The organism is Streptococcus sp. 517s (assembly GCF_054445985.1).
The window spans coordinates 456020-469079 of sequence record NZ_CM136847.1 but is presented as its reverse complement, the minus strand read 5'-3'; the positions used below and the strand labels follow the sequence as shown (position 1 = coordinate 469079).

General features: G+C 43.5%; 9 protein-coding genes. All 9 read right to left on the bottom strand.

What is annotated here, in order from left to right:
• Window positions 1-43: 43 nt before the first annotated feature.
• Window positions 44-1372 carry an ABC transporter substrate-binding protein gene (locus ACVX3R_RS02595; RefSeq protein ID WP_458795346.1) on the bottom strand — a complete coding sequence of 443 codons (1329 nt, stop codon included), beginning with the start codon at window positions 1370-1372 and terminating at the stop codon, window positions 44-46.
• 114 nt (window positions 1373-1486) lie between these two features.
• On the bottom strand, window positions 1487-2185 hold the full coding sequence (locus ACVX3R_RS02590) for an N-acetylmannosamine-6-phosphate 2-epimerase (RefSeq protein ID WP_001135660.1): 699 nt from the start codon (window positions 2183-2185) through the stop codon (window positions 1487-1489).
• 233 nt (window positions 2186-2418) lie between these two features.
• Entirely contained in the window at window positions 2419-5811 is a 3393-nt protein-coding gene (locus tag ACVX3R_RS02585; protein ID WP_458795345.1) for an SIALI-17 repeat-containing surface protein, read from the bottom strand.
• A 336-nt stretch (window positions 5812-6147) separates the two neighbouring features.
• On the bottom strand, window positions 6148-7128 hold the full coding sequence (locus ACVX3R_RS02580) for an acetylxylan esterase (protein WP_458795344.1): 981 nt from the start codon (window positions 7126-7128) through the stop codon (window positions 6148-6150).
• A 320-nt stretch (window positions 7129-7448) separates the two neighbouring features.
• Window positions 7449-9464: an ATP-dependent DNA helicase RecG gene (recG, locus tag ACVX3R_RS02575; protein ID WP_458795343.1), complete on the bottom strand. Its 2016-nt coding sequence runs from the start codon at window positions 9462-9464 to the stop codon at window positions 7449-7451.
• Window positions 9465-9482: 18 nt separating this feature from the next.
• Window positions 9483-10586, bottom strand: coding sequence for an alanine racemase (alr, locus tag ACVX3R_RS02570; RefSeq protein ID WP_458795342.1), 1104 nt, complete (start codon window positions 10584-10586; stop codon window positions 9483-9485).
• The gene (acpS, locus tag ACVX3R_RS02565; protein ID WP_458795341.1) at window positions 10576-10938 is read right to left on the bottom strand and encodes a holo-ACP synthase; all 363 of its coding nucleotides are present in this window, start codon (window positions 10936-10938) and stop codon (window positions 10576-10578) included. Before acpS ends, alr begins: the two co-directional genes overlap by 11 nt.
• A 44-nt stretch (window positions 10939-10982) precedes the next feature.
• Window positions 10983-12014, bottom strand: coding sequence for a 3-deoxy-7-phosphoheptulonate synthase (locus ACVX3R_RS02560; protein ID WP_458795340.1), 1032 nt, complete (start codon window positions 12012-12014; stop codon window positions 10983-10985).
• Window position 12015: 1 nt separating this feature from the next.
• The gene (locus tag ACVX3R_RS02555; RefSeq protein ID WP_061598126.1) at window positions 12016-13047 is read right to left on the bottom strand and encodes a 3-deoxy-7-phosphoheptulonate synthase; all 1032 of its coding nucleotides are present in this window, start codon (window positions 13045-13047) and stop codon (window positions 12016-12018) included.
• Window positions 13048-13060: the final 13 nt, after the last annotated feature.

The window sequence follows — 13060 nt, the reverse complement described above, 5'->3', positions numbered from 1 at the left end:
GACTATGCACAGGGAAAAGGGAGGAGTCAATCTGATTTAGTGCTTATTGTTTTGTAGCTTTTTTAATTGTTTCGTTAGCTTTTTCAGTGAAGGCTTTCAAAGCGTCCGCTGGTTTTTCGTCACCATTTGATACAGATTGCAACATTGGGAACCAAAGTGTTCTCATTTCAGCAAAACCATTGATAGTGTTGTAGTATGGTGAGTAGTATTTAGTCCAACCACTGATTGTTTCCATACGTTTGTCTTCATAAAGTTTGCCAAATGAAGTACGAACTGGGAAGGCACCTGTACGAACAACGTCTTTTGGACCCCATTCTTTGTCATCCGCGATAAATTGAACGAATTTCTTAGATGCTGCAACTTTCTTGTCGTCTTTGTTGTTGAATACTGCAAATCCATTTACAAGGTATTCAAGAGCTGGTTTACCTGAATCTGATGGGAATGGTACTTCTACCACTTCTACTTTACTTGCTTCCAAGAGTTTAGCTTGGATACCGTTTTGAGCTGGTGCCCAAAGGATTGTGTAAGATGTTTGACCGTTGGCAAAGTTTTGGATATCTGCTCCACCGTCAAATTGTGAACCATTGTTCAACAAACCGTCTTTAATCCAGCTAGCTGCTTTTTCAAGACCTTTGACGAATTTAGGATCATCAGTTGTATATTTAGTTACGTCTTTGTCTGTTACAGAACCGCCATAAAGGTTTGCGATGAAGGCACGTGTTCCTTGGTCTCCCCCTTGACCAGAACTGAACAATGAACCTGGTGTATATCCTTTATCTTTAAGCGCTTTCAAAACTTTTTCAAAGTCATCAGTTGTCCAACCTTCTTTTACAAGGTTTGCAACTCCAGCATCTTCCAACATTTTCTTGTTCATAGCCATGTAGAATGGAGCTGAACTGATTGGATACATGTAAGCTTTGTCGCCAGCCTTACTTGCTTGTACGATGTTTTCGTTGTTGACATCTTTGACGAATTCGTCTGTGAAGAGATCGTTCAACTCAGCCAATTTACCATTTTTACCGTATTGGATGATACGCCCTGGTGCGTCAAAGAGTACGTCTGGCGCTGTCCCTGCTTCGATGGCTGTTGTGATTTTTTCAGGACCTGACTTGAAGTCGATGGTTTCCAATTTCACTTTTACATCTGGATTTGCTTTTTCAAACGCTTCGATGATTGATTTTTCATAAGTTCCAACACCGTCACCCGTTTTTTCTTGTGTAAAGACTGGGAATGCCCACCAAGTGATTTCTGTTTTTCCGCTATCGCTACCAGAATTTCCAGCATCTTTACTTCCACCAGAGTTACCACAAGCTGCAAGGCCAAGAATCGCAGCACCCGCAAGTACTGTACAAGCTAGTTTTCTAAATTTCATTTGTATTCTCCTAATTGATAAGCGTATCCATATTGGATAATGAGCAAGTTTATATTTGTATACGTTTTCATTTTATCCGACGCATCGACCACTCTCCTCTTTTTTGAGATTGTGTTATTTAAGACCGGCAACAAAGCGTTCCGTAATCTCTTTTGGTCTAGTAATCGCTCCACCAACAACGATACCTCGCACCCCATATTCAAGGATTTGCTTGGCTTGTTCTGGTGTGTGAATCTTCCCTTCAGCGATGACATCCACACCTGCTTCACACAGTTTTTTGATCAGTTCAAAGTCTGGACCATCTACCTTAGGACTATAAGAGGTGTAACCTGACAGGGTTGTTCCAACAAAATCAACACCTGCCTCAACTGCTGCTATTCCTTCTTCAAACGTGCTGGTATCAGCCATTAAGAGTTGATGCGGATACTTTTCTTTGACTTGTCGGATAAAGTCTTGGATTTCCAAACCGTCGTAACGTTCACGTTTGGTACAATCCAGAGCAATGACCTCGATGTCTAGTTCAGCCAGTTCATCAACTTCTCTCATCGTAGCTGTAATGAAAGGCTCCTGTGGCGGATAGTCGCGTTTGATGATTCCGATAATTGGGAGTTTCGTGACCTCCTTAATCTCCTTGATATCGCGAACACTGTTTGCTCGGATACCGACTGCTCCACCTTGCTCAGCCGCTTTGACTAGCAAGGGAATGACTCCTCCCGCTTCTGTATAAAGCGGTTCGTGAGGAAGTGCCTGGCAAGAGACAATGATTCCATCTTTGATTTGTTCAATCAAGGCTTCTTTGCTGATCTGTGGCATCCTCTTTCCTCCCTTTCTTGTTCTTATGGGCTTATTATATATTATTTGTTAAGCGCTTTCAATAGCTTGTAGTAGAATAGATTTCAGTTTCAAAAGTATTTTATAGAACAGCCGTTCCTGAAAGTAGTTTCAGGCCTCTTATGATTTTGAATCAACCTGAATGTCGTCAAAAAAGATAGCAGGCTTGAAAACCTGCTACCTCTTCTGAAACTTGCTACAATAGCTCTTGCTTATTATTCTTTTCTCTTTTTTCCAAATGCAAAAAGTGATAAGAGGACGCCCGCAAAGCCAAGGGAAAGCAGTGAGCTTGCTTCCTTGCTTCCCGTATTTGGAAGTTCATCTTGTTTAGCTGCTGGCGCTTGATATGTCACATCTTGGCCTAGAGACAGTTTGTTGTCTGCAGCTGCTAATACTAGATTAGTTTCTCCCTTGTACTCTGGCACTTCATGGACTGCTGCCTCAGCGCCATTGACTCCACCCTTATATTCTGGCAGGTCATTTGAAGCTGCCAAGACAAAGTTAGCACCTCCGCTATATTCCGGAACCTCATTTGAAGCCGCTTGAACTGCATTGACACCACCCTTGAACTCTGGAAGTTCATGGACTGCTGCCTCAACAGCATTAACGCCTCCTGCGAATTCTGGTTTTTCTACCGTTGGAGCGGGTTCTTCACCTGTTGTTGCCAATGGACCGGTGTACTCTGGTACCTCTGCTACAGCCGCTTCTTCTGCATTTACACCACCTGTGAATTCCGGTTTTTCTACTGTTGGAGCGGGTTCTTCACCTGCTGTTGCCAATGGTCCAGTGTACTCTGGTACCTCTGCCACAGCCGCTTCTTCTGCATTTACACCACCTGTGAACTCTGGAACTTCATGGATAGCAGCTTCACTGCCATTAATACCATCGCTTAGTTTAGAGCCAGCTAAAGAAACTGGTAAATTGTGCATGCTTTCAATTGCACCCTCAGCTAGGCCTGTAATCCTTTGTCCCATATCCTCTGGATCTATTGTGAATAGGAGAGTTTTTGTATCGTACTGGGTCATAAAGGTTGCTGTCTTGCCATTTGCCAATTGAAGGGTCGGAGCCTTGTTTACCAATACTTCCGAATCGAACTCCATGGCAATAATACCTGGCCATTTTTGGATAGCATATTTTACTTTTGCTTCTTTAGGAGAAATTCTGTCTTTGCTTAAGAAATCCCAGTTGAATTTCTTATAGGATAAAGTATAATCGTTTTGATTGCCATCCGCATGCTCATAAAGCAAACCATATTCGCCATTTCCGAGTTCTTGGAGCGAGTTGTAAGCAAACTTACCACTTTGTATAGGATTGTGTTTCAGCCATGTCAACTCACCATTCTCCTCAACACGAGCTAGGTGAATCAAACCATTATTGCGTCCAGGACCACCAGCATTGCTGAGTAGAATGTATTCCTTTCCTTCATGCATGGTGTGAATAGCGGACATTTGAACATAAACGTCTTTTACTTGAGGATAACGTTTGATTTCTTTATCCCACGTTGCTCCCCCATCATGACTGGTCGCAACCTGAAGATCACCAGTCAACCCACGCATAAAGAGCTTGAGATCCCCATTATTCAACTGAACAACAGTTGACTCCGTATTTTGGGCGCCTGGATTATTCATGGTTGAAGAGTGAATGGTTTGGTTGCCTACTGGACGGTTATCGTTAACTGCTTCCCCTGCTTGCCATGTTTCACCATGATCATCTGAGTAAATTACACGAGATGATTGAGAACCACTTAGGTAGGAAACGTTGTTTGTTGTATAAACTGGAATCACCAGTCTTCCCTTATGAGGCCCTGTACGCAAGGCAATCCCAGTACCAGGTCCAGTTCCTAGGAAGTGCATCCAATCTTTCCGAATCCCATGAGTAATATCTTTTGGTGCAGACCAAGTCTTCCCATCGTCATCACTGTAGGACATCCATAGGTAGTTGGTATTGGAAACTCTAAAAATATTCTTCTCGCTATACTCAAAATAAATATTTCCGATTAGCTCATTCCCTTTATACAAATCTCCCTTATCGCTGTAGGCTGGTTTTTTAGGGTCAACGACGACGCGATAATCTGTCTTTCTGTTTTGAGGGTCGAAAACCTCTCCGTTTTCTCGAATTGTATAGCGACCTGATTCTCCTTGCTTATATAAAACTTGATAAACTTTATCTCCCACTTGTTCATAAGCTTTCGGAGCTTGCCCTGGCAATGAAAATACTGCCTTACTTTCAAGGAACATGTCGTAAATTGCAAAAATTCTCTTTGTTTCAGGGTCTTGCACCAAGGCCATATCAATATTGACTGGAGATGGCCAATCTGCATGTTTAGCGTGCTCATTGTCACGAGGATTTGAGATTACGATTCGGTCTCCCCATGTTTTTCCATTATCTGAGCTGCGACGAATAACCATCCCAATATCTCCCCAGTCAGAATGGTGCAAACGTCTTTCATCCGTTCCTGCAATCAGCGTTCCTTTATCTGTCTTGAGAAGAGCTGGGATACGATAACTCTTGATACCATCTTTATTTGGTTGATTGTTCCTACCACCTTCAAAGACATCTTCTTTCTCAGTGACTTTTGCTCCCTCAGGAAGTTTCTGTTCCAATTCACCTCTTTCAAATAATTGACTCCGTGTTTGAACTTCATCTGGGCTTAAAGCACGATCGTAAACGGTTAGGTTTCGAACTTGTAGATTTGAGGACCAAACTGTTTTCTTGCCCCGTTTGGTTGCTCCAAGTTGAGCTTGATTAACATCTGGCATATCTTTGATGAAGTTCCCAGATTTTAGACTTGTTCGAGATAAGACACCGTTCACATAGAGACGAACTCGACCATGAGGTAACTCCGCTGTCGGTTGTTCGACAGTAAAGGTCACGGAATTCCATTGTCCAGGGCGAACTTTCAATGGAGCATCTGTATACTTATCATAGAACTGTTCTCCATTAGCGCCACGCCCTTCAATAAGAGCTGTATTATCAAGGACCGACATAGTAAAGTACTCATTTTCCTTGGTGTCACTGGATACAGAGAAGAGATTGTAAAAGCGTGGAGCTGATGCATCTGGTTTAAACTCCATGTGAACTGTAGCATTTTGAAGTTTCTTTAGTTTATCTAGTTCACTTGATAAATCAACTCTTTGACCATTTGCTGCATTGGTTTCAACATCTTCTTTTTCAAGGACAGGATTAGCATTTTTTAAATCTCTTGAGTAATAGTCACGAGGAATAGCCCCCTGATCCTCTGATTCCTCTTCCTTATTTGCTTCTTCTGCAGGGGTTTCCGTAGAGGATGGGGTTTCTGATTCTGCACTCTCATTTTTTTTCAAATGATCTTGGTCCACCTCAACGCCGTTGTCTTGAGCTGCTGCCAATTTACCAGCTAAATCCTTATCCAAATGAGCAAGATCTCCCGAGGACACTTCTTTTGGCAACTCTGATAAACCTTGACTAGGTTCGACAGTTTCTGTACTGGCCCCTGCTGCATTGGCTTGCTCTTGAGCTAAGACCGGATTTGCTCCAAATACTACTGTACCAATCACTACCGATGCCGCCCCAACTGCAAATTTTCGAATTCCGTATCGCTGTTTCCGATCTAAAGATTTGTAATTCATGTTTGTCCTTTCATTTTTCATAAAATAAAGCGCTTTCTTTTTCTTTAAAAATTTTTATTGTCTCTCAAGAGACAAGTTTTACAAGAAAGTATCCAACTTAATGAGAGCTCCCAATCCTCTCCCATTTTCTGCTGAGCCCAAGTTTTTAACCACCCAGCAGCCTTTTTCCTCCTTTCACAAGTGACTTTTCCTTTATTATACAATAAAGTCTTATATTTATATCTGTGTTCCCACAGAATAGATTTTACTTTTAAGAATATTTTAATATTTTAAATTTTCTAAAAGTACTTTCAGGTTTTGGACATAAAAAAGAGAGCTCCTGGGCTCTCTCATTCATTATCTTACGTACTTAAAAGGAATCTCACTGCCACAGAGCCAGTTATAAACCTGATCATTGACAAAAACATTCATGGCTTCGTGAGCATACTCAGGCATGATACGATAGGCCTTATCACAAGTTAGACGGTTGTAAATCGCAAACTGGGTAATAGGATAGCAAACATCGTCGTCCAAGCCCGTAATCATCTTGACCTCACCTTGAATGCGATGGGCAAGATTTTTCACATCGATATAGGCAAGGGTCGCCATGATTTCCTCCTCTGTTTCATGGAAGGGATCGTGAAACTTGAAATAACGGAAGAGTTCGTCATAAGCTTCACTGGTATTGCCAATCTCAAGCACTCGTCTAAAGTCTGACAAGAAGGGATAGATGGCAACTGTTTTCTGAATCCGAGGATTAAGCGCTGCTGCAACCAGAGCTAAGGCCCCTCCTTGTGACGCACCATAGCTGGAAAGCCGATTCTCATCTACCTGAGGCAAACTAGCAACAATTTCAACCAACTGGTAAATATCCAGATAGACATCCTTATAAAAGAGATGATCCCGACCTTCCACAGCACCACGGATGATATGCCCCTTAACGGTATTCCCTAGAGGAGAACGCAAGCCGTCTTGCGAGTAACCTGACTGGCCCCGCACATCCATGGAAACAACACCGTAACCAGCTACAGTATAGGCCAGCATATCAGCCCAGTCCCAGCCACGTCCCATATAACCATGGAAATGGAAGATTAACGGAACTTTCTCCTCACTCTTTGGAAGGACGACGCGTGCGTAGACCTTGCCTGCATTCGTTCCTTCAAAGGTTAGCTCATAGCACTTGACTTGGGGAATATGGAAATCTCTTTCCTCCAACTGGTAGGCTGGAAGAGATGAAACTTTTTTGACCTCTTCATCCCAGAAAGCATCAAAGTTTGCTGGAACCTCATCCCGTCCTAGATAGGTCTTGATTTCTTCTAACAAAGCTGGATTTTTCATAGCATGCTCCTTTAGTTTTTTTGTAATCGCTATCATAACTCTAGCATATCTAGGGAGGCAATGCAAGAAAGAATGCTAAATAGAAAGTGATTTTAGATTCTCTAACTTCAAACAGAGCACCTGAAAGTAGTTTTAAAAATAAAAAGAGCGTTTCCGCTCTCTGTGTATCAATAGGTGCTAGCTCCTTTCTCTAGTTTGACAGTTTGGAATTTCTTTTGGTAGGTTACTTTAATAGTCATGTGAGAGTCCTCGTTTCTTTTTGATGACTCTAGTATAAGACCCAACCCCAAAAGCTAGCTTATAGATTTCTTAGAAAAGACTTAATCCAGATGTTCTCTCTTTTCTAAGTGGAGAGCAATCATGCGCCACTCCGGATCCTCTTTCCAATCTTTTATCGAACTAATGTAGCTGGCAACCTTCCTAGCTTCTTCTAAAATTGGAAAATCTTCGATAATATCAGCCACTTGAAACTCTGGAAGTCCTGACTGTCTGGTTCCAAAAATCTCACCCGAACCACGCATTTTCAAATCTTCCTCCGCAAGGACAAATCCATTGGTCGTTTCTGTCATGATACGCATGCGGTCCTTCCCAGAATCCGTCTTGGGATTAGCAACGAGAACAGCATAAGACTGCTTGTCTCCCCGACCAACACGACCTCTGAGCTGGTGAAGCTGACTGAGACCGAACCGGTCGGCATCCATGATAATCATGACGGTCGCATTGGGAACATTAACCCCAACCTCAATAACCGTTGTCGAAACCAGAATATCCGTTTTTCGCTCTTTGAAATCCTGCATGATCTGGTCTTTTTCGTCACTCTTCATCTTGCCATGTAGGAGGGCTACTTCTGCCTTACCAGTAAAATGAGCCGTCAACTCTTCTGATAAGGCAATGGCATTTTTCAGATCCAGAGCTTCAGATTCCTCAATCAAGGGAGAAATGACATAGGCTTGAGAACCTTTTTGAATTTCCCCCTCTAACCAAGTCAAGACCTGAGGCAGCTGCTCATGCTTAATCCAGCGCGTCACAATCGGCTTCCGCCCTGCTGGCATCTGGTCAATAATGGAAACATCCATATCCCCAAAGGCCGTGATAGCCAATGTTCGTGGAATGGGCGTAGCCGTCATCATGAGAACGTCAGGATTGTCGCCTTTTTCTCTCAGAATACGCCTTTGCCCCACACCAAAACGGTGCTGCTCATCAATGATAATCAAACCAAGACGAGCATAATCCACCCCATCTTGTATCAAAGCATGAGTCCCGATAATCAAATCAGCCTCACCCTTGGCAATGGTCTCCAAGACTTCTCTTTTTTCTACAGCTTTCAAGGAACCTGTCAAGAGAGCCAGTTTCAAGTCTGGAAAAAGGCTCTGTAGACTGTCAAAGTGTTGCTCCGCAAGGATTTCTGTTGGCACCATGAGGGCAGCTTGATAGCCAGCTGTCACCGCCGCAAACATGGCCAAGCCAGCGACGACTGTTTTTCCGCTCCCCACATCCCCTTGTAGGAGACGATTCATGTGATGGTCGGACTTCATGTCTGTCAAAATTTCCTGCAAACTTTTTTCCTGAGCTTGGGTCAGGACAAATGGCAGATTTTCTTTAACGGCTATCACTTTTTCCTGGGACCAGTTCAGAACCAGACCGCTTCCCTGAACTCTATTTTCAGACTTGAGCGTCTGCAACTGCATCTGAAAATAAAAGAGTTCCTCAAACTTGATACGGCGAAGGGCCTGCTTGTATTCTGCTAAATCCTTAGGAAAATGCATAGCGCGAACAGCCTGGCAACGAGACATGAGTTTGTATTTATCAAGTAAAGACTGGGGAAGATTTTCCTCTATCAAGAGGTCTAACCCCTGATCAAAGGCCGTTTTGATGACCTTGACCAGACTGGCCTGACTGATTCCTTGAGCCAGTCGATAAACAGGTTGGAGGTCATCTTCCACCTGAGCCAGAACCTTCATCCCAGTCAGACTGACCTTAGCACGGTCCCATTTCCCAAAGACAGCAAGGGTTGCACCTAGTTCAATCTTTTCAGCTAGGTAGGGTTGGTTAAAAAAATTCACCGCAAAAACGACTTCTCCCTGCTTGAGACTAAAACGCAGACGATTGCGCTTAAAGCCATAATACTGGACACTAGCAGGAGTCACTACCTGACCAGACAGAACAGCCTTTTCGCCATCTTCCAACTCTAGCACCTGCTTGGTCTTGAAATCTTCATAACGGAAAGGAAAGTAGAGCAAGAGGTCTTGCAAGTTTTCAATTCCTAGTTTGGCGTATTTCTCGGCTGACTTTGGCCCCACACCAGGCAAGGCATGCAAGGGTTGGTGTAGATTCATGCTCCACTCCTTTCTTTTTTAATAATATTCTCTCGGAATGCGATCACTGAGGAGACAAACCACCTCATAATTAATGGTTCCACGGTAGGTCGCTACCTGAGTTGCTGTGATTTCCTTGTCACCGTTTGTGCCGATCAGGGTTACTTTTGTTCCTAGCGGGTAAACCTTAGGCAGCCGAATAGTGATTTGGTCCATAGATACTCGTCCGACGATTGGGCAAGCTTGTCCATCTACCAAGACAATGAAATTTTGCATATCTCGTGTCCAACCATCCGCATAGCCGATTGGCACGGTCGCGATGACTTGCTCGCTATACGCCTGATAGGTGGCTCCATAGCCCATGCAAGCTCCAGCTGGAACTGTCTTGACATGAACTAGAGCAGATTCCAAGGTCAAGGCTGGAGTCAAGGCATAAGGCAAGTCCAAAACCTCTCCACTTGGATTGAGACCATACATGGAATCTCCCATACGAACCGCATTGAAAATAGTCTCTGCATGCCAGAGGGTCGTTGCCGAGTTGCTGGCATGAACCAGCTCTGGAACATCCTTCATACTTGCTAAAATAGCTTTAAAGCATTCTAACTGCTGATTAAAGTAGGTATCTGATTCCTCATCTGCAGTAGCAAAGTGGGTAAAAATCCCCTCAACGCGAGCACCATGTTGCTTGAGCAAGTCTTGAGCCAGATCAGCTTCACTGGCCTCTCTAAAACCAATCCGTCCCATTCCCGAATCAATCTTGAGGTGGACAGTCAAGCCAGTTAAATCTGCTTCCTTGTCTAACAGCGCTTGAATCCACTCCAATCCTGCCACTGTCAAGGTGATGTCGTATTCTTTAGCTAGAGCAACAGCTTCGATTTCAGAAACTCCTAAGATGAGGATTTTCTTGTTTATACCTGCTTGACGCAACTCGATAGCTTCATCAATATTGGAAACGCAAAATCCATCAACAACATCCTGGATCGCCGTTGCAACAGCTACCGCCCCATGTCCATAAGCATTAGCCTTGACTACTGCAAATTTGAGCGTACCATTAGGGATATGACTTCCCATTTGTTGTATATTTTGTCGAATGGCTCCCAGATATATCAGAGCCTTGGTTGGTCTATGTGGACTAGCTTTCATGATTTTCCTCCAAAATGACACTGGCTGTCACAAACTGATCTGTATGGCTGATCGACAGCCAAATCTTTCCTGAAAATGGCGACTGACTAAAATAAGGAGCCCCTCGTTCATTGTTCAAAACTTCCAAATCCTGAAAGGTCAGTTTTCCAATACCAGTTCCCATAGCCTTGGAAAAGGCCTCCTTAGCCGACCAGCGACCAGCCAAGTATTCGATTTGTCTGCGCCCTTTGAGACTGGCAAAACGCTCTATTTCTTTAGGGGTCAGCACTCGCTTGGCAAAGCCCTCACGTCGTGTAACTGCATTTTCTATCGAAGCCAATTCTTCGATGTCAATTCCGTGTCCAACTATCATACTCACAAAAGGAGCTGAGATTCCCCCAACTCCATCCTTTTCACTTATTTTGTTAAGGTAGTATAAATTTCTTCTACCAAGGCTACTGTATTTTCCCAACCTAGACAAGGGTCAGTTATGGAGCAACCAAAGACCTCTGGTTGATTTTGACGGCCATCTACTAGGTATGATTCAATCATAAAGCCTCGAACCGTCTTTTTAATCTTTTCATTCCAGTCACGATTCAGTAGGGCTTGACGAACAATGCGAATTTGTTCCATATACTGCTTGCCTGAATTGTCATGATTGGTATCGATGATAATGAAGGGATTTTCAAGTCCCATTGTCTCATAGCGATTGATGGCATTTAAGAGGGTTTCATAGTAGAAGTTGGGTTCATTTTTACCATATTCGTTCATGGCACCACGAAGGATAACGTGGGCCAAGGGATTTCCTGAAGTTTCCACTTCTTGACCGTGGTAAAGGAAGGTTTGCTTGTTTTGAGCCGCATAGATGGCATTAAACATGACCCCAAGATTTCCAGATGTTGGATTTTTCATCCCAACCGGAGCATCAATCCCAGAGGCTACAAAGCGGTGTTCCTGGTCCTCCACTGAACGAGCCCCAACAGCATGGTAGCTGACCAGGTCATCAACCAAAACGAGGTTTGACGGATAGAGCATCTCATCAGCTGTTGTCAATCCAGTTTCGGTAATCACACGGTAGTGCAACTGACGAACAGCCTGCAAACCATTGATGAGACTAGGCGCTTCGCTGGTATTTGGTTGATGAATCATGCCTTTATAGCCATCTCCATTAGTACGAGGTTTAGCCGTATAGACACGCATCACGATAAAGATTTTATCCGCAACTTTTTTCTGCAAGTCTGCTAAGCGACGAGCATATTCGAGTACTGCTTCTTCATTGTCCGAAGAGCAAGGCCCCATCACCAAAAGGATTCGGTCATCCTCACCCGAGATGATGGCTGCCAACTCTCTATCGCGGGCTTCTTTCTTTCGCAAGGCTTCAGGTGACAACTGGGTCGCAGCCTTGATTGCTTCAATGTCAATTTCTTGACCTTTTTCGATAAATGCCATCTTACTCTCCTAGCGTTTGGTAAATTTCGCGAACAAGTGCTTCTGTGTTGTCCCATCCGAGACACGGATCTGTAATGGACTTACCAAAAACTTCTGGCTCATTTTGACGTCCATCTTCTAGATAGGACTCAATCATAAAACCACGAACATATTTCTTGATTTTCTCATTCCAGTCACGGTTAATCAAGGTCTGACGAACGATACGGATTTGCTCCATGTACTGCTTGCCTGAATTGTCATGATTGGTATCGATGATGATAAATGGATTTTCTAAGCCCATCTTTTCATACTGGGCAATGGTATCTATCAAATTGTCATAGTAGTAGTTAGGAATATTCTTACCATATTCATTCAAGGCACCGCGAAGAATGGCATGGGACAATGGATTCCCAGTCGTTTCCACCTCTTTACCAAGGAAGAGGAAACTCTGCTTATTTTGCGCTGCGTAAATCCCGTTAAACATAACATTGAGATTTCCAGATGTTGGATTTTTAAATCCTGTTGAAAAGTCTGCTCCACTCGCTACAAAACGGTGCTGTTGATCCTCTACAGAACGAGCTCCAACAGCCATATAAGAAATCAAATCATCCACCAGCGGAAGATTTTCAGGATAAAGCATCTCATCAGCTGTTGTCATACCAGTCTCAGAAATAACACGATAATGTAAATGACGAACAGCCTTGATTCCATTGATCAAGCTAGGTGCTTCTTTAGCATTTGGTTGATGAATCAAGCCCTTATAGCCGTCTCCATTGGTACGAGGTTTGGCTGTATAGACCCGCATCACCATAAAGATACGGTCTTTGACTTCTTCTTGCAAAGCAGATAGACGCTTGGCATACTCGAGAACCGCCTCTTCGTTATCAGATGAACATGGTCCTATCACCAAGAGAATACGCTGGTCTTCCCCACGGATGATGGCTTCCAATTCCTGATCACGTTGGTTTTTTCTCGCAAGAGCCGCCCCCTCTAATTTAGACAAGGCGCGAACCTCTTCAATGTTAATTTTAGGACTTTTAGCTGTAAATACCATGATTCATCTCCTT